The 19,018-nt window shown below is 55.9% G+C and carries 10 protein-coding genes; all 10 read right to left on the reverse strand.

What is annotated here, in order from left to right; translation table 11 throughout:
- Positions 1-8: 8 nt before the first annotated feature.
- A complete protein-coding gene (locus tag PSH76_RS26790; protein WP_305493203.1) occupies positions 9-1,802 on the reverse strand; it encodes a DUF262 domain-containing protein in 1,794 nt (597 codons plus the stop codon).
- A gap of 3 nt (positions 1,803-1,805) precedes the next feature.
- Positions 1,806-5,291: an N-6 DNA methylase gene (locus PSH76_RS26795; protein WP_305493204.1), complete on the reverse strand. Its 3,486-nt coding sequence runs from the start codon at positions 5,289-5,291 to the stop codon at positions 1,806-1,808.
- Complete coding sequence (brxC, locus tag PSH76_RS26800) at positions 5,291-8,761, reverse strand: BREX system P-loop protein BrxC (protein ID WP_305493205.1); 3,471 nt, start codon at positions 8,759-8,761, stop codon at positions 5,291-5,293. Before brxC ends, PSH76_RS26795 begins: the two co-directional genes overlap by 1 nt.
- A gap of 65 nt (positions 8,762-8,826) precedes the next feature.
- Positions 8,827-9,372: a BREX protein BrxB domain-containing protein gene (locus PSH76_RS26805; RefSeq protein WP_229999485.1), complete on the reverse strand. Its 546-nt coding sequence runs from the start codon at positions 9,370-9,372 to the stop codon at positions 8,827-8,829.
- Entirely contained in the window at positions 9,365-10,144 is a 780-nt protein-coding gene (locus PSH76_RS26810; protein ID WP_305493206.1) for a hypothetical protein, read from the reverse strand. The genes PSH76_RS26805 and PSH76_RS26810 overlap by 8 nt, the downstream gene beginning before the upstream one ends.
- The gene (locus PSH76_RS26815; RefSeq protein WP_047283138.1) at positions 10,144-11,037 is read right to left on the reverse strand and encodes a WYL domain-containing protein; all 894 of its coding nucleotides are present in this window, start codon (positions 11,035-11,037) and stop codon (positions 10,144-10,146) included. Before PSH76_RS26815 ends, PSH76_RS26810 begins: the two co-directional genes overlap by 1 nt.
- Positions 11,038-11,173: 136 nt before the next feature.
- Positions 11,174-13,705, reverse strand: a complete 2,532-nt coding sequence (locus PSH76_RS26820) for a hypothetical protein (RefSeq protein WP_305493207.1) — start codon at positions 13,703-13,705, stop codon at positions 11,174-11,176.
- Positions 13,705-15,849: an McrB family protein gene (locus tag PSH76_RS26825; RefSeq protein ID WP_305493208.1), complete on the reverse strand. Its 2,145-nt coding sequence runs from the start codon at positions 15,847-15,849 to the stop codon at positions 13,705-13,707. The genes PSH76_RS26820 and PSH76_RS26825 overlap by 1 nt, the downstream gene beginning before the upstream one ends.
- Before the next feature lie 344 nt (positions 15,850-16,193).
- On the reverse strand, positions 16,194-17,876 hold the full coding sequence (locus tag PSH76_RS26830) for an RNA-binding domain-containing protein (RefSeq protein WP_305493209.1): 1,683 nt from the start codon (positions 17,874-17,876) through the stop codon (positions 16,194-16,196).
- Positions 17,877-18,045: 169 nt separating this feature from the next.
- On the reverse strand, positions 18,046-18,993 hold the full coding sequence (locus PSH76_RS26835) for a GIY-YIG nuclease family protein (protein ID WP_094987820.1): 948 nt from the start codon (positions 18,991-18,993) through the stop codon (positions 18,046-18,048).
- Positions 18,994-19,018: the final 25 nt, after the last annotated feature.

Raw genomic sequence — 19,018 nt, forward strand, 5'->3', positions numbered from 1 at the left:
CGGCACCGTCATTGGGATGTAATAGCCAGAGGATACTTCTCCAGCACCACTTGAACCACTTGGCCGGTTCTGGCTTTCAGCTTGTCGATTGTCCAGCTGCTCTCAGTAGCCAGTGCTTCGTTCAGATAAAGGCCGTTGTTGTAACCCACCTTGCGGCCTTGGCTATCGGTGCGGCTCTTCTTCTCTTCAAAGCTCTTGTTGCCCAGTGCGCTGTTGTAGCCAGAGATAGTCAGGTTACCCAAGCAATGGGCATAAGTCTGGCGGTGTTGCTCGGCCAGGCCAGCATCGCCATCGGCAATCATCTGCACCCAACTGCTGGGGATGTTTTCGCCCTGGGGGAAGATATGCTCGATGGTCCAGACGTACTGTTTGCCTTTCAGTGCCCACAGATCGACCTGGGTTTCGCGGGTCATGCGGCTTTCTTCAAGGGCACAAAGCACAAAGCGGCAGACCGCCCTGTTGTCTTCGTAGATAGGACCTTTAAGGCTTTTCTCGAACTGCTCATCACTGGCGCTATCAGCTTTGAGCCTGTGCTGAATATGATTGACCACATCACCAGCGCGCAGCTCCCGGATCGTCTCAGCCACATCCATGAAAATACGAGTCAGATCACGGGTGGGCGGCAGGTCGGTCGTGTTGCGGCGAACAAAGAAGGCAATCAAGAAGCCCACAACCTGTTCCAGGTGCTCATGCTGCAGCTCCAACTCGGTTTGCCGCTCCATCAGCACCATCAGCAGCAAATAAGCGGCAGCACCCTGAATGCGGTCTAACGAGAGCAGCAGGTTGGAGAGCTTGGGCTGATCAGGCACTGCACGGTAGCCAACAATCTGGGCATAGCGGCTGGACAGACGAATCATTGCGTGCAGAAAGCCCTCGGCATCATGGGCGATCAGCTTTTCATACACCTGCATCAGGTTCGACTTGGTGGCCACCGGTACTGAAACGATGTCCTTCAAATTGGGTTTGAACGCGTTGTAATACTGGCGAAAAAAACGCTCCTGCAGGGCATAGTCATCGCCGAGAGCGTCAATCACCTTCTTCCAGCGGTTGTACTGCTTGTCGATGCTGCCAGGGTCTTTTGACTCCAGCACTGCCAGTAACTTGTTCTTGATCAGGTCAATGGCCGTCAGCGGTACACCACGATTGTTCAGCGACTCAAACAGGGTATAGGCATCGGAATGTCCAGCGACCTCAATCTTGACCAGGGTGGCGGTGTTCACTTTCTCCAGCAGAGCCTGCAAACTGGCGATGGGGTCAGCGCTGTGCTCCAGGTACAGTTCGATGCGGTTGATAAAATGCCGAAAGGCTTTCATCACCCGTCGATTGCCGGCATTCGGCACAGTCTCTACATCGTCCAAAATACCGGTCTGGCCGAGCACCGCGAAGTAGTCCTGTTGATTGTTGTTCTGCACCTGAGGGATCAGGCGTGGCTGATCCTGCTTTTTCTTCAGTACCAGCTTGTGCTTAAGGTTATGCAGCTCAATCTGCTGATCCATGCCCAGATTCGGCAGGGTGCGGTAACTCTGATAAATCGCAGCCAATAGCAAAGACAGCGTGGTCATGCGCTGTTGCCCGTCGACCAGCTCTAGGCTTTGCACCGACAGGGCATCTTGCGATTGGTTGATGCAGATGATCGAGCCGAGGAAATAATGCAGTTCGTTATCCAACAGATCCTCGAAAAGCGCATCCCACTGCGCCCGGCTCCAGGTGTACTCACGCTGGTAGCGCGGGATGGCATAAACCACCCCGCTCTCGATATCGAGCAGGGTGGAAACCGGGTAGTTGTAAACGGACTTGATCATGAGCTAGCTCCTTGCCGCCTGCTTTTCAGCCAAGGACAGGTGGTGATCGTTAATCCGCGCACCTTCGCCTTCGTCGTATTGCAGACCGAGGGTGTACCAGGGGGCTGACTCGACGTCTTTGCCGCGATCTTTGGCCCATTTGATATTGGGTACCCAACGCAGGATGCCGGCACCTTTTTTGCCAACGTCGCGGGCGTAAAGGAACGGGCGGATGTTGAGGCGCACGCCGTCGTTGAGATCGGGGGTCCAGCCAATGGGTTGCTCTGCCAAGGGCTTCCAGCGTACGAAGATGTCGTAGGGCGCCTCGCCTTCGAGGATGGCTTCGAGTTCGCGCTTGAGGCCTTCAGCGGCGAGCAGGCGCTCTTGGGCACCATCTTCACCGTTGGCCATGCCAGCTTGCTGGGTGCGGATCCAGTCACCCAGGTAGGTGTAGATCAGCCGTTCGAGGCCAGCTTTGTCGAGTTTTTGGTAATTGACTAGGGCGCTAAAGCCATCGTTGAGGCCGTCCCAGATGTGCCAGATAAACGGCCGGTGCTGGAACAGTTTGCAGTGCTGTTCGAAGAACTTGTCGCGCAGCCAGAGGCTCAGGGACTTGCTGCCGACGGTTTCCAGCAGACGATTTTTCAGTGGCGTGGTCCAGGCGTCGCCGTAGGCGGCTTGTAGCAGAGCTTCCAAGCGCTGGTCGGCGGCCTTTTCACCGCGCACGGCGGGCAAACAGACAATGCCATCGTCGTCCACATAGGCATCCAACGCCTGGCAACGCTGCACCCAATCACGCTGCTCTGCGGCCAGCTCCATCTCCGGATCCAGCTCCGCCGGCCATCGGTAGCCGAGCAGGCGGGCGACGGCGACTTGCAGCACGCTTTCATCGATTCGCAGCTCACAGTGAACAGTCCACTTGGCCTGCTCGTCCCAGATCACCGAACCGCAGGGATGGCCGTGGAAAATCCATTGATCGGGATAGTTGGTGTAGGCCTGAGGGAGGCCGTTGGGGTATTGCTCATTGGCGACTTTGGTCCAGTGGTCGAGGTCGAAAGGAACCTTAGTAAGTGTTGCAGGAGTTACATTGAGTTTCTGATCAAGTGAGCGAATGTTTAAAGAATAAGTTTGACAGCTCACATATGCATACAGCGCGGGGACGTGCTTCGGATTCTTAGGCGTAATAGATGCAGTCGTTTGATCATAGAAGGCCCCGTTGTAAAGAGTTGCATCCAGCGAGCGCATCAATCCCACGCTTACTCCCTTACGTCCAAGAGCAACATTATCTCTACCTGGACGAAGCATGCCGTCACCGCCTGACACCCAATCAATAACTTTTTGTTGACCTGAGAAATGAGCAGTAGCTTCTGTTGTGCCTACAAGTAAGCGCCACCGATTTGATATTTCCACCTCCCAGAAAAATCTAGACCACTTGTCACCATCTCCAGAAACGATACCTCGCGGGCAAACTGCATACTCCAAAAGGAGGCTTCCTGATCCTTGAGACTCAAAAGTTATTCTCGCATCAGGATTCCCCAGCTGCCTCTCCTGCTCCACACTCTTCACTCTACCCGTCAGCAACCCCGCTGCTTTCTCCGTCGCCGTGCGCGGCTCAGACACATCCACCCCACGAATCCAGTTCACTTGATCACCGCTGTGCAGTAGATCCGCAAACTGGCACGCTGCATTGCCCCGACTAAGGGTAATCAATGCAACAAAAGCACCTGCCGCAGCTGATGATTCAAATGCACCTTCACCCATCCGTGCAATGAGATGCCAGCCATCATTCTGCAACAGCTTCTCACGGAACTTTTTATAGGTAGTGAGGAATAGCCAGTTCTGCGGTAAGACAATGCTGGCCGTGCCACCTTGGGTACAAAACTCCAGGCATCGGTCGAGGAAGACCGTAGCCAGATCGTTTTTTCCGGCGGGGTAATAGGCCTCGCAGAAGTCCTTTAGGGTGTCGTTCTGTTTTCCTCGCGCCAGGTAGGGTACGTTGGTGATCACCCAGGTGTACTGATTAGCTAGCAGCTCGGCGGCCTTGGCCAGACCCTGGGCGACGATGCCAGCTTCCAGGCGGTTGTTGTGGGCAGAGACCTCTGTCTCCGCTTCATTGTGTTGTTGGGTTTGCTCCTGCGTCAGCGCCTCGCCTAGTAGTTGCTGCAACTCGCTCCATTGAGCGATTTGCGCGGCTTTGCTGCGACGCGGATTGATCAGGCTGCCAAGTACCGGCGCATCCTGGAAGGTCTGGTACATCCAGTCCAAGGCAATGGTCAGGTTATGCTTGCCGGCTTTACGGCTAAGTTCTTTCCATTCGTCGCGTGCGGCGGCGATGGACAGGCCGCTACATGCCAGATGCAACTCCGGCAGGCTGCGGTAGCCAACGGCCTGCGGGTAACGCCAGGCTTCCAGCGCCACGGCAAAAGCAGCCAGTTCCACGCAGCGCTGGTCCAGCTCCAAGCCATGAAGGTTGTCACTTAACACCCGGTCAATGGCCTGCAGCGCCGTCAGGTTCTCGGCCTGCATGCGCATGGGCACCAGCATCAAGAAGGCAGCCACCAGAAAATGGCCAGAGCCACAGCAGGGATCGAGGGTTTTCAGCTCACTCAGCTGTTTAGGCCAGGCATCGAAGGTGCCGGAGGCAGGTTGCCATTGCTGGGTCGTCTCATCTTTAACGAAACGCAGGTAGCTCAGCGGCACACCAGGGATGGCGGCTTTGTCGCGCAGTTCCTGTTCGCAAGTGGCGTGCTGCCAATCGCTATCGCTCAGGCTCTGGCCGGCCCACCAGGCTCCCAGGCTGTTATCCAGCAGAAAGCTGACCATATAGGGTTCGGTGAACAGCTGGGTGACCGGCGAGAGTTCGTCGGCACCGATCTTGACCTCGGACTTGTTCACCTCTTCTTTGCGCTTGCTCTGCCAGAACTGATAGACCCAGCCCAGGCTGTCCTGGGCCTGAAAGGTTTCCAAGTCCAGGCCAGTCACCAGCTGCTCCAGACTGCGCTGATGTTCTGGGGCAAGCTCCAACTCGAACACCGGCGAATCAATGCGAAAGATCTGCGGCAGCATCTTCGAGGCCAGCACCCCGGCTAGCTCCCACCCGCTTTGGCAGCGACGTTCCAATTCGTCACGGGCTACATCCGGGTCTTGCACCAGCTCATTACATTCGGCCAAGGTCAGCGACGTGTGCTCGTCGTACATAAGCAGGCTGTTCTGCTCCAGAAAACGTGCAAACAACATCCGGTGCCAATGCTCGTAGGCCACTTCGGTGACCAGCTTGCGGACAGATTGCTGGCCGTTAGCCTCTTTACTGTCACCTAGCTGGCGGCCGTGGGCACGCAGGCGGGTGCGCAGTTTGCGTTGCTCATCACTCAGGTAGTCGGCTGGTTTGGCATCACCCACACTCAAACGCTTAACCGCCTGGGTGGCAGCCTGCTCGGCGATGTCGCGAGCTTTGACAACGGTAGCTTCTAGCGCACGGCGTAGGGATTTATCGAGGGGCTGTCGAGTCATCAGAAAGTCACCGGTCCATCGTTGAGTTTGTCGAGAATCTGTTGCTTGACTTCAGCCAGCCAAGTGTCGACGTCGGACTCCGTCTCAAAGGTTTTGCGCGGCAGGTTGATGCGCTGCAGCTTGGGTTGCAGCAGCTGCACGGCTTCCATACGCGCGCTATCGAATTTACTGGCCAGCGATTCGGTGCGGTCAGTCCACTGTTCCAGGCTGACGTCATTGAGACTGTCGATAATGGCCTCGGCGTCGTTAAGCACCGGTTGCGCCAAGGTGAGCAGTTTACGTTTGCCGAGGATGTCGTTTTTTTCCTGCTCGCTGAGTTGCTGCCAGTGGCTGTCGGCTTGCAGTTGAGCCAAGCATTCGGCATACCGATCCTGATAGGCCTGCACATGGAACTGAATTGCATCGCGCAGCTTATTAACCAGCTGCTGGACCAGGCCGGATACCGGATTGGGATCATCCAGCAAGGACCGGTGGCTGACTATGGCATCTACCTCAGTCTGGATAGCGGCATGGAAAGACAGACCACGACTGAGGTCGAGCAGGTTTTTCAGCAGCGCCCAATCACTGCGCCGCGCTTCGATGCGTTGGGCAATGTCGGCCCAGTCCTTGACCGCCTGTTTGATGGAGTCTTGCTCATCTAGCACATGCTTGAGTTGTGCGTTACCAGAGTGGCGCGCCAGCTCGTCGAAAATACGGCTGTCGGGGGTTTTAGGCAGCGGGGCTTCCCCCCCTGCTCGCTTGGCTAGTTCGCGTCCTTTTTCAGCTAGAAATGGCAGTTTGCTAGCTTCTTCACCGGGCTGGCAATCGATGCCGCTGCTGCTAAGTACACCGCGTATTTTGATCAAGTCTACCGGGCGGATGGTGATTCTTTCCGGTTTAAAACTGGTTTGGGTGATCTGCTTGCGATCCAGAGTTGTGGCAGTAACCGGGTTATTGCGATTGTCGTACGCAATGAGAATGCCGGTGGCCATCAGGATAGCGAGGCCTCCATCGATGGCATCCTGCGGCCAACCGTAGGGAGCGGCCAGAAAGTGCTCACGAATCTCGTTACCTTTTTTCGACACGCCGATATAGCGCTTGATGGCAGCGCACACGGGCTGCTGCTCGGCATCACCGCTGTAACTCAGCGCTTCCAGGGCATTTTGCCCACCCTCTTTGCTGGCACGGTCATACACTTTGCCCCAGCCGGGGTGATCAGCTGCATCGAAGTCGCGGTAGAGGCGAATCAGCGAGGCTTTAGCAGCAGCTTCTACCCGGTCGGCAATCGTGTTGCCGTCGACCTCGTTACCACCGGCTTGTAGCACTTGCACACCGTCGAAGATTTCCCTGAGCAGCGCTTGTACCTGCTTTTGCGCATCACGATAGCGGGTTTCCATCGCGCTGCGGGCGTCTTTGCCGGCATCGGTATTGGGGATGCCGCGCTTTTCCAAGGTGGCCTGAGCAGCGTGTTCAGCAAGGATGGCGTTTGTTAACTCGGAGCGATTACGTCCCGGCACAAATACGAAAATAGTCGGATCTCCGGAGTGACAACTGCGAGCATCTGCAAGGAAGCTTTTTTCCGTTATGCCTAAGCCGATCTCGTCCTGCACCCAGGCGTAGACTTTTTCTTTGGTGTCTTTGGGCAGCTCGGAATCGAAGCAAGGGATTACCTGGCGCGGTTCGTTGCACTTGCCCTGGGTGAGTCGTACCTGGGCTACCTGGCGGCGCAGTTCTTTATGCAACAGGTCTACGCGGATATTTTCGATACGCTGCATATTGCCGCGCAGGTCGGCCTCTTCCTGGCGCAGGGTGTCGTACCACTGGGCGCTCTCTTGAGTTTGCAGGCGGTACTCTGTACCTATGCTGGTTTGCATGGGCATAACCAGCCCTTCGTCAGACAATGCCTGAAGCTGTTTGGGCACTCTGGTACGAATGGAGTCTTTGCCGTTATTGAGGTCATCAATCAGCAGGTCAGCAAGCATATCGGCGGTGGCACGCACGCCGCAGTCAGCTGTTGGATCAGAGGGAAGTTTGCCGATCAGCAGCACCAGTCCGAGAATGCGGGACTTGAGCTTTTCGTCAGTATCGCCGGCGGACAGGCGACCAATGGTTTCGGCGATTTCTTTAGAGATGACGCCGGTCTGCAGAAGGTTTACTGCGATCTGGTTGTAGATGAAGTCAGCCGGCACCACATGGCCCAACGGCAGGTCGGCGGTGGCCTGGGCGGCCTCGTGGATGACCTTCAGCTGGTTACGCAATTGCGAGACGGTGCCGGTGGTATCGACGATACGCAACACTCGCTCCCAGAAGCGGCGGCGTACCGGCAGCAGGGGGTAATCGGCCAGCATGACTTTTTCGTCATCCTGGTGGTGCTCGATTTTGGTGCCGCGCAGCTGACGTGAAATCTCGCCCAAGTGAGATTTCAGCACCTGCTCCAATTGCGGCTTGACCGAGGCTTTTTTCTGCAGAATGACCTTGCGGATCACCGACTCGACATCAGTATCGGATAACTGAATTGGAATCTGGAAGCGACCGAGTAGACGCTGCAGATTAGGCATGCCTGACAGGGCGCTCTGGCCAGTGGCAACAAAAAGCAGCTTGTTCTGGAAGATGGAGTGCTTGCAGCAGGTTTCTACCACCTCCTGGACTTGATGCGCCTTGTCGGTATCAGAGCCGACGTATTGTTGCACCTCATCAAGTACCACCAGAGTGAGCGGAAACTGGCCTTGCGCCGCTAAGGCATCATAGATGGCGTCAACCATCTGCTGGTTGGTTACATCCTGGAGGTTGGGGTACTGCTCGCGCAGCAGCTGACGCACCTCTTTGACGTCTCCGCCGAGGGTACTGTCTATATCAAGCAATGCACGCGCGATGCTGCGGGAGACATAAAGGTCTTCCAGCTCATCGCCCCAGCTGTCGCCCTCGGCCTCAACCTTGGCTTTAACCTGATCAAAGATGCCTTGCTTTTTCAGCCACAGCACAAAGCGGGCTTGATGGTACTGCTCGGGCAGGCCGGCAGACTTGAACACAATATTGAGCAGCGCCAGACGCACGTTATTGTTGGCGCCGGAGCCCAACGTACCGGAGGCGGCATGCAGACCGCCGTGGCGGTTTGCGGCGTTGCTTAGTTCTTTGAGGTGGTCTTTGACCTCCTGCGGCAGGTCGGCAATATCGCGGGCAGAGACACCATCGCTGAACGGCTGGTTAGTCCACAGCGCGCGGAGCATTTTAGCCAGGTGCGATTTACCCGACCCGAAGAAGCCAGAGATCCACACACCGGGCTGTTCGTGCTGGCTGCCCAAATTGCGCAGGTAGGCTGACAGAATCTTGTCGAGACCGGCTTGGTACTCACCGTCGCAGACGAAAGTCTGCAGCTCATAGCGCAGGGTCTTGAGTGCCTGGGCTGACTGGTCGTCTTTTACTTCGGCGACGCCGTTGTTTTCCAGACGGTTCTGCTGGGGGTCGAGCTGGTAAATTTCGCGGTTCAACATCCTGGGCGTACTCCATTTGCGCCTACTGCGCCAATCTGTGCGTTAGTGTCTTTATGCAACTGAGTTCAGTTATCAGCGGTGATAGCCGTAGCCTGGTAACCCCAGCCGTCGCGGGCATCCAGCAGGCGGTAGCCGTTATTGATGTATTCTCCAGGGAAGAGCACCAACAATCTCCCTGGAACATGCTCGGCCAGCTGTTTAACAAAGTCGGAGACGGAGGCAAAACCAAACAGGGTGCCGCAGCCAATGAGCGCGACAACTGTCTTGTCATCAGCTTGGCTATTGATTCGCTCAGCTAGCTCTTCGACCGACTGGCGGACAAAGGTCTTGTACTTGGGAGCCAGGGTATCTGGGTCCTCAAAGTAGTCTTCGCGGTATTTCTGCTTCGCCATCCAGTCGGAAAATAGGCGGGTAATATCCAGCTCCAGCCAGGGGTGGCCTGCGCTTTCGGTGACCAGTCGAAATTCTTCAACGCGAGCACGCAGCTTGAGCTCGTCTTCCTTGTGGTAGACGGCAAACAACACCCGCTGCTCATCGGCCAAGCCTTTCATCCAGGGCAGGCTGATATGGCTGGCGTAGCTCTTAATAAGGCGGTTCAGTCGGTTACTCATGCAACCAAGACTCCTCTTCCTTGCTTAGGTAGTCGGGGAAGGTCACTTCCACCACCTCACTGGAGTGTTTGAAGTTAATCATCCCGCTGTAGCTCGCCTGACGGGCCAACTCCAGCAATCGCTCCTGGCGGCTACTGAGCAGGTGGGTCCATTCGCTGGTGAACAGCCGGTTGCCGGTGGCTCCCTGCAGATAAGCGAGAAACAAGGCAAACACCACGTTGACCGGGCGCACCTCTGGCTCGGAACGGTGCTTTTTAGTGCGCCCTTTCAGAAAGCCCGCATTAGTCCAAGTGCCGTTGACGTTTTGTGCCAGTGATTTGAGCATCGCTTTGCTGTAGCGATCCGGACATTGCTCGTCCAGCGCCTGCTCCATTTCCTCACGAGGCAGCCATTGACCTGGCGCGAGCGAAAGGATCTTTTCCTGGGACAGGTGCAACAGCGGGTCCCGAGCCAGCGCCATTTGGCAAGCGAGCATGGGTCTTGCCGATTCGTCGCTTTCCCATAAACGGCGAAAGGTCCGAAACAACGGGATAGTGATATCCATGCCATAAAGGTCGATGAGATGTCGCCACGTCAGTTTTCTTGCCTTCTCGGTCGGCTTATGTAGGACGTTGAATAGCTCTATGTCTTCCTGGTATTGGGCGGAGATTGTCTCAACGCCGCGACCATGAAACAGCTCGGTAATTTCTGCCAGCATCATAGTGCGGGCGGAATGAGCACCGTTGCGGCCGAACTTGAAGCCGAATTTTTGCTGGGCCTCGGTAGAACTCATCAGCAGCTTGTCTCCGTGGGAAAGCCGGGGGCGATGGAGAGGTTGGCTACGGCAGCCACTTCTTCAAAGTCGCGCAAAGCAAGTTGATATTCGTTTGGGGACAGTTCAGCTTGAGGGCTGCAATCAACACCCCAACGGCGCAGCAGATAGCCGGCCATTGCGGCACGCGCCGATACTCGAATGGATTGACCAGGAGCGAGCCCGTAATCCAGTTCGATTGCACGAGCATAAGTCGCGCGGGGATGCGGGATCAGCTCCAGCGCCAGCTCATGATTCCACTCTTGATCCTGGGCCCGCGACTCAACCGCTGTGTCGATGACACCTCCGACCTCCTCTGCCGAGGTAATGCGTGTCAGCACAAAATCCCTGAACTGGGCATGCGTCCTACAGTAGGCGCGCGCATGCCAGCGCAGGCCAGTATTGACCAGGCTATGCGGTACGATTTCGCGAGTGGTTTCGCCGCTGCTTATCGACAAATAACGGATCAATAGCGCCTTGCCAGCATAAATAGTCCGCGATACCACTGCCAGGACATCCAGATCTGGCTGATTCAGTGTGGGGGCAGCATCGACCAGAATTGGCTGAGCGCAGGCTTCTAAGCCCACCCCTTGCCCCAGGGTCAGAGTTTGAAGAGTGTGCTCACGGTCGTAGGTAAACAACGGCTGGAAGCCAGGGGTACGCCGATAGACTTTGTCGCTATGGTCGTAGTCGAGATTGTCCGGTGCCAGTTGGCGATACAGGGTGAAGTCGCGCGTGGCGTTAGACAGCGCTATGCCAAAGCGCCGAACCAAGTCCTGTCGGGTCACCTGGCCACGAAATCGCACCAGGAAATCGATCTGCCACAGGCGTTCGCGTTGGCTGGGTGAAGCTCCACCTGATGCCAGGTTCGGCATTTAAAGTAATCCTTGTCCATACTGCCATCATTAGTCCTGCTAAAAATGATGATAACAGGCCGTGATAGTGACGAACCAGAGATAATTAGGCGGACATCTCAACCGGCGGGCCTGTGCTTGCCAATAGATTGGTGATTCAACTGAACCCCGCGTCAAAGTAGGAGCCACAGCTAGGGCAGATCACATTGGTCACCTGATCGGCGACAGTGTTGTGGTACGTCCACATCGTTCCGTTCTTGAATAGCGGCGCCGCACAACCGTAGCAATGGGTCCTAACGGTCCACACTCCGCAGTGCTTACAGTCAAGAAGCCATCTCGTCGCCCCGCTTTTCGTACTCTTTGCCTGGATTGCTGCAGAAACATGGCGTTCGCCACAACCTAGGCAGAAGCTGCAGGATGTCCAGGTGTTATTGTCATCGCGTTCTTCATACGGCTCAGGAAATGAACTCTGCAATACCATTGCCAGCAGGCGCTTGAGGTGCTGAGTCGAGCGTGCCCCGGTGGACGCCACGCCGGTCTGTATCCACCCCTGGCGATGGGATTGCGTCCTGCCGTAATCACTATGCGCCCCCCATTCGAGGGGTGACGCCGCGGGACGAGCTGTGAACTCGCAAGGCTGCAGGATAAAGACCTTTCCGCTTCCCACCGCCTTGTCGTAGCCTTTCGCCAGAACCAACTCGTCAAGCATACGGTGCAACCCATCTTTCTTCCAGTTGCTCCTGAACTTGGCGTCCATCACGATGCCTCCGCGCCATCCACTTTCGCGATCGAAACGCTCAGACTGTTCCTTGCCCGTATAGATAACCTCTAGAACGAAATCAGGCCGTCGCCCTGTGGGCATGTCTGCCTGGCAGGTGAGGGCAACCTTAATTTCCAGGTCGTCACGCGAAAACTCGAACTTGACGTTGCTTGCCCGCGCGAGCGAGGTCGCAACCAGTTTTTCTTCCCAGCCACGCTCGGGCTCGAAGCGGAAGTCATGCATCAACAACTTGAAGATATTAAGCAGACACCATTTTTCATAGATATCACTGGCATGAAGGATCCCTATGCTGCTGATCTCGTCCAATTTCGACAGATCCAGGCCGCCGCGATCGAAGAGTTGGCGAACTTTATTAAATGCCGACACACAGGCGGCGTAATCCGGATTGGATACGAGCCGCATTCCCAGTGGGAAATTCGGACTGGGCGAAATGCCCAAGCAACCAAAGCCAGTGTCGATTTCCACCAACCTTCGCGCCCGCCGCGCTATTTCCTCAACTGACAAAGAAATAACTCTCTTCTTTTCCAGAGATTGTTCCGCGCGCCGCTCACCGATGTCCGCTTCGCGCTTAAGCTCACGCAACTCATTACTGGAAAGACGAACAAGCCAATTGTTTTCCTCCAAGTCTCGTCTCTTCCCTGCCCTTTTCTCAAGCGCGCTCGTTTGCGACGAAACCTCATGCACCGAGGTGAAGGTGATCTGGCGAAATCGTTGCCCTTTGGACGTAAGCTTCACGCAAGATTCCACGCACCCTGAGAGCGTAAAGTCTTTGCAGAAGTGATGTGTTCCGAGAATTAGCTCGAACAAATCTTTAGGCAGCACAACCACTCTGTAGTCGACAGGGCTGGCCACATTGCTCTCCACAGTCTCCTGTGGCGTGTAATAAAAAGAGAACTCGAAAAAATATCTATTACCCAAACGAATCGGAAACCGACCCACTCGGCCCGCCTCATCTCCGGACAGATCTTTGAAGTCCGCAAGTGCATCCAGCTTGCGCTTGATCTCTTCCGTCTGCTGATCGAACACCTCGGGATCAACAAGGCGCATTTTCATTTCACGGTTGCGCCGGGCGCGCTCACTCTCCTGTAAAGCTAGCCGGTCAAGAAAGTCGGACTGCAGTGAGGCCGCCGAAATATAGGCATCGACCACTTTCAGGGAAACCGCCAACATATGCCGTAGGTAGCGGTTCTCGGCGGTGTCCGCCGATTCGTTAAAGACCCTGCCCGTGAGCTGGCGGGCTTCTGGATTACGCGCATACTCGCGGAAGCTCACCGTATTTGGACGCAACTTCGCAACAGGCTGCGGCGCCCGCCCCTCCCGAATGGTAACCGAGGGAGATGCCAGAACCCGTTGCGACGCAACATGCAATTTTTCCAGCGCCTCAATGAGCTCGGCCCCAGTCCCTGCACCTTTGCCCGCTGCGGTGGCTCCAGCGGTATCGTTCATGATCATCCAGAGCAGATCACCCCGGAAGTCATCGACATACGCCTGGATATCGGCGCAACCAAATGCTGACAGGTGATTTTTAACCTGCAGCATTACATCGCCTATCCGGAAATTGTAGACACCTGCACTCCGTTGAAGCTCGCTCAGATGGCGCTTACCAAAGTGATCCCAGCCATCATGATGCAACCACCAGCACCCACCACCTAGCTGATCTGCAACCCGCAGCATAGGGGCTTCCTGTCCCGATGCAGTCACGAAAACAGGCACTACTTCTTCAAACCCAGACCCAAGGCGAATACCGAGCCACGGATGAAAATCGTTGAAAATCGTGCATTCAACAATAAACCCACCTTCAGCGAGCGACTCTATCTCCAGCGGTACCGGCGCAACCTCGATTGCCCGGGCGACACCTTCCGACCGCCAGTCAATCATCAGATAGCGAGCTTCAATTTCCGGAAGCATTACCGGGCCCAGAAGTTGGCAATGCCGTTGTTGCCTTCAGCGCGCGCGATCAACTCATCTAGGGATTCAACAGCAGACTCGGTCACCTGGCTCTGGTCAAGGCCATCCAAGGTCTGTGCCAGTGAATCCCTGAGGCCAATCAGCACATCCCGTCGTTTCTGCCCATTGGTCGAAACCTTCTCCACATCGAGGATGATTTTTGGAAGAATCTTGTGCAGTACGATGTTATTTAAAGCAGCCACTGTACCAATTTCGGCTTCCTCACCTCTACGGATGTAGTTGAGCGATTGCCGGATTGCTCGCAGGCCGAACTCGATGCCCAGCGGATCGAGATAGTCCCGCGCCAGGCTGACCAACAGTTTTACCTGCGGATCGGCCTGATTGAAGGCCGGGTACTCGGCGCGGAAACCGATATCGGCGGCCAGCATGTTCATCGGTAGATCCAGGTCTAAGTCGAACTCCGTCAACTCGCCCTCAACCTCATCCCAGTCCATCAACACCGGGTTCCGGAACCGCAGGACGTGCGCACGATCGAGGATCTTTGGCGAAAGATAATGCGTAGTCTCATCCACGTTGATCGCCCCGATGATCCAGACATTCGTCGGGAATCGGAATCCGGCCGGAATGTCGATTAGTCCCGAGAGCGATCGCCTGATCTTCGCGTGGTGATTGAGTACAGTGTCAGCCTCTTGGAAGCCCGCCAGTCTGCGAAGCTCAAAATTGGCCTGATCGTTCATCAGAATATCGCTGAACGAGGCGTCGTCCGGAAGACCAGCGCGCTTCCTGGCCTCTTCCTCCAGCGCAAGGAAGATTTTGTTATCGATAACGGCCTGTTTCTCCTCCGCCGAAGAGTACAGGTGGATCCAGGGCGCTTCGCCGCGTGTTTCAAGCAAACTCAGGAAGTCGGCAAAATAGTACTCCACGCGCGCAAGGTTCATTTCATCGAGGCAAATGAAATACGGAATCTCTGGCTCGCGCGCGGCATCGAGTAGCGCCATCAGGAACTGTGATGGGTGGTAACGCCGCTCAATTGGATTGTAGTAGCCAAGCAGATCGTCCGAACCGGTCCAGTTGGGCTTCACCGGCACAATTGTGCAGCGTCCCCCGACAGCGGAGGCCACAGCTTTCACCAGGCTGGTCTTGCCGGAGCCAGAGTCACCTGCGAGTACGATCAGGTCGTTGCTGCGCAACAGGGTGATGAAGTCGAGCAGGTGCGCGCGGGTATAGCGGATGCCCTTGCGCCAAAGATGCGCCTGGATAAACGAAGCTAGCTGCTGGAGGTTTCCGGCAAGCGCCTCCCGGAAGATGTGCCCTTCTCGTACATCGGGCGTCCCTTTGGGGGGGAACACTTTTTCTAGATCAGCCCTGTCGACGAGATCGAGCGCGACCATGCGTTCGCCTCTTTCCCTGAGGAGGGCTTCCAGTTCGCTGTTTTTTTTATCCAACACCTCTCTCTTCTTCATATATTCCGCGTCAAGCAATTCGATGCGATCCATTCGCTGCAAAACTTCTCGCTCCACTCGCCCAAGTTCATCATCGAACAACCGCTTCTCCGAGGTCACCTCTTCGAGCGTCGAACGCACCGAGCGCAACCTCTCCTCGACCTCAGCCGTCTCACCAGCCAAGCGTTCATCAATGGCTTGGCGGGCCATCTCCGCGATCAGCGGCACCGACTCTGAATCGATGCTACGAACCCCCCAGCTTTCAGGTATATGGCTGAGCGCCGCCAGAGTGCCGCGACGGACCTTGCAAGTGAATGGATCGTCTTGCTTCTGCCTTTCTTCCAGTGGCGACAGTTCCAACTCAGCAACTGCGTAGGTCGCACTTCCCCAGCGACTCTGGAAATCCTTGATCTCTGATCCCGGCACAAACACCCGTTGGTGCACTCTTGAATTCCTTGACGGAGATCCAAGCTTGATACCTGTCTCTGCATGATGCAGGCCCTCTAGGAACCCGAAAGAGTCCCCTTCGGCCAGCCGCAACCGCCCGATGACTTTTATGTGCGCGGGGGTGTACTGGTCCCATGCCTGGGCAAGAAACTTCAGCAGATCCGCCTCCGACCAGGCGAGCGATGGCGACTCCTGATCGGAACTCACTCCGCTCGTAGCATTGTGCATAATTTGGTCAAGCGAATCGGTTGTCACATATTCCCCTGGGATTGGTTTTGCTGGTTCACGCACTGTTAGGAAGGCGTTCTTGCACCGCCTCCCTGCGTGTAGCCTTGAACGATGCGGAACTTTAACCGGCTAGGTGGTTTCGGGCCACCGATTACGGCACAGATTTTCTGGCTTGCTCCAAGCAGTCAGCGTGGTTAGACAGAATCCTCGCCATCGGAACACTTCTATGGTTTTTAGCGCCGTCTATGGAGGAGAGGTGACTCCCCAAAGGGGCAAGGGCAGCGCCGCATCATTATGGCTTCCCCTCTCAAATTCATATTCAAGTCCAGCTGACATCGCCCGGCTTGTCTTAAACCTTATCTACAGCTTGTCTAAACCTTGTCTTTTTCAAGACCGATTAACGTCCACCGACCTTGCTGCGAACTACCTCTTTTTACGATGGTTTTGTCACGCTTCGACATGGCATGGAGCAAATTGCGCAGCTTGTTCTGCTTTTGCTTCTCGTCTAGGACGTTCGAAAGCTTGTCTAAAATCAGCACATCAATATCCCGCCGGGTCGCAGATCCGTATTGAGCGAGATAAGCCAGAATCGTGTCCTTGTAATAGGCGTCATTGAACGCTCGATTACGGATGTAGTCGCCTTTGTTGTCAGTGGTTTGCGCGATCTGAGCGGCGGCGTAGTAATTCGGCTTACGCCCCTCGATCAACCCCTGCTTACGCAGCATTGCTGCCGCATCGTCAGTGATCGGCTGTTTCTTCTGCACCCGATCTAGCAGCATCACGGTGTTGAGCGGCAAATCCTGGTGCTCTAGCAACAGACGGGTGTAGTTCTCGTCAATCACATGGCCGTAGATCTCCAGCACCACCTTGTTCGCATTAGACTTGCTGTAATCGGGCAACGGAAAATAACGCTTACGCTGCGACAGGGTCATGGTGCGGATACCAAAACCCATGGTGTCGATCATGTTCAAGCTGACCATGGCCTGGGTCAGCCAAGGATTACGATACCGACTAGGGGTCTGCTCGCCGCTGAAATAATCCTCAGGCTTTCCCTCGAAGAAACCGCCAGCGTTCTCGAATACCAAACGGTCAACCCGCTCAGTCAGCAAAATACGCGAGCGCAGTTGGTAGTCTTGGTGAGCAATGCAGTTGTGCAGCGCTTCCAGAATCACCCGTGTGTCGTACTTGCTCACCTCAGTGGCGAGCAGCTGATTTTGCGGGAACAACTTGTAGCCTATATTCCGGATGCGATGCAGTACCTGCGTAGTACTGAGCAGAAAGGGTGGACTGAAGTGCTCATAGGCCTGTTCCTCGCCCATCAGTTTCCAGGTGATTTGCGCCAGCGTGGGCAAAAAGTGGCACGCCTCAGGCTTGCCTAGCAACAACAACGCGGTGTGCGTGATCTGGCCCTGAATGGTGATCTTGGCTTTATCCAGGAAGGTCGCCAGATCCCAGTCCGCAATTTCAGCAGCGAAAGGCGCATTGCGATGCTTCTCGGCAAACTTCTCTCGGGCCAAAGCAACAGCCTGGGGATCAAGGTCATCGAGCGTTGCCCCCTCGACAAGCTGTGCCGACCAATCACTGACATCGATGGCCTCATGCAGGATTGCCTCCAGACGTTCCTGGCGCATTTCCACCAGTGAATCATCCAGCCGCTGCCAGGCTCTGTCATGGGCGTACACCGGCCTCCCCGGCCGATGCTTGGGAATATGGAAGACCCACACCGTCTTGCCGGTATCGGCTGTGGTGAATGACTCGACACGGAAGGCTTCCGAGTCGAGTGCCCGGCAGCGCTCAAGCAGGCGCTGACGCACATTGTCGACTGTCTGGTTGTTGAAGTCCTGAATGCCGACAATACGCAGCGTAGCATCCTCCACACCAATCACCAGATGCCCACCCTCCATGTTGGCGATGGCCGAGATATAGCTGATCACATCACTGCTGGCACTGCCAACCAAGGCATGACGCAGGTTCTTGAACTCCTTCCACTCACAGGCGGCATTCTCTTTGGGGAAATGCTCACGTAAGTGGCGCTGCAGGGCTGCTTCGTTCATTGCAGATAATCCAAAAAAACGTGGTTGAACTGCATCCAACTCAATTCGCGACGCCGCGCGTCGCGAATTGGCTTAACCGATAAAAACGGAACGCACTGTGTACCAAATCATCTTGTACATGGCGAATGCAGAGCACTATGCCAAGCGTCTAAGCTGCAGGCGGGCTGCCTCATGCGGTCTCCGGCTCCGGTGTCACACTGTTCAACTGCTGATCTTGCCAGGCCGCGTAGGTCTGTCCTGTGCTTTCCACCGTCCACTCTATACGGCCATTGGCTGCACGTCCGTGGATAACAGCGGCCGCCGCACTGGGGCTGCTAAATGCGTAGTCCCGGGTAAAAACCTTCCGGCCGCCATCGACAGTCTGTAGCACACCATCGGCAACGAGCAGCTTAAAAAGGTTCTCGTAGCTGTGAGCCGTGTTACCCCACTCGGCCCGAGCAGTTGAGCCCTTAAGCACTACAAACTCGCCATCAATTTCTTGTGCGGCGGCACTCGCCCCATATTTGGACGCCGTCATAACAAAGCGAGGTGACGCGCTAAGCGGCTCACCCACAGGGCTGTCCACCATGCTCGACGGCCTGACCAGCTCGCGCAAAAAGTCAAAACCTAATACCGGCAGTACGGTGCGAATCTGCGCCAGGAAGAAGGCCATGTCGGCGCGGTCGGACTCCGGCAGGTTGCCGTAGTCGTGGGCGGTGCCGTTGACCAGCTCACAGCGCCCGACGGTGTTGGCGATGCCAATCAGCAGGCTTTCCAAGTGCTTCACATGGGTCTTGGTCAGGTTCTGGTCTTTGCTGGTGACCAGGCAGACCTTTTCCCAGAAATCCTTACCGCCTGCTGTACCTTCGGAGGCCTCGGCGCGATTGTGCTGCTTCAGGCGCTTGGCCACGTCATCGGACTCGCCGATATACACCTTCGAGCGCAGGTTGTTCTCAGGATCAGGGCCTACCAGAAAGTACACACCCGTACGCCCGCACTCGGGGCGCTGCACCAACTCGGCCAGCTTGCTGCGCGGGCCGGTCAGCACATGGCCGGTCCAGTTCATGATCTCGGCAGTGAGCAGGCCATTGGGCGTTCCGTCCACCAGAAACAGGCGAATACTGCGACCCTGGCTCATACCGCCTCCTGTTGAACGATCTGAC

The sequence above is a fragment of the Pseudomonas sp. FP215 genome (assembly GCF_030687795.1).
GTDB lineage: Bacteria > Pseudomonadota > Gammaproteobacteria > Pseudomonadales > Pseudomonadaceae > Aquipseudomonas > Aquipseudomonas salmasensis.

What these genes read in the sequence shown, in the direction of transcription:
- PSH76_RS26790 (WP_305493203.1), bottom strand. Translation starts at nt 1,802, where the DNA reads ATGATCAAGTCCGTTTACAACTACCCGGTTTCCACCCTGCTCGATATC.
- PSH76_RS26795 (WP_305493204.1), bottom strand. Translation starts at nt 5,291, where the DNA reads ATGACTCGACAGCCCCTCGATAAATCCCTACGCCGTGCGCTAGAAGCT.
- brxC (WP_305493205.1), bottom strand. Translation starts at nt 8,761, where the DNA reads ATGTTGAACCGCGAAATTTACCAGCTCGACCCCCAGCAGAACCGTCTG.
- PSH76_RS26805 (WP_229999485.1), bottom strand. Translation starts at nt 9,372, where the DNA reads ATGAGTAACCGACTGAACCGCCTTATTAAGAGCTACGCCAGCCATATC.
- PSH76_RS26810 (WP_305493206.1), bottom strand. Translation starts at nt 10,144, where the DNA reads ATGAGTTCTACCGAGGCCCAGCAAAAATTCGGCTTCAAGTTCGGCCGC.
- PSH76_RS26815 (WP_047283138.1), bottom strand. Translation starts at nt 11,037, where the DNA reads ATGCCGAACCTGGCATCAGGTGGAGCTTCACCCAGCCAACGCGAACGC.
- PSH76_RS26820 (WP_305493207.1), bottom strand. Translation starts at nt 13,705, where the DNA reads ATGCTTCCGGAAATTGAAGCTCGCTATCTGATGATTGACTGGCGGTCG.
- PSH76_RS26830 (WP_305493209.1), bottom strand. Translation starts at nt 17,876, where the DNA reads ATGAACGAAGCAGCCCTGCAGCGCCACTTACGTGAGCATTTCCCCAAA.
- PSH76_RS26835 (WP_094987820.1), bottom strand. Translation starts at nt 18,993, where the DNA reads ATGAGCCAGGGTCGCAGTATTCGCCTGTTTCTGGTGGACGGAACGCCC.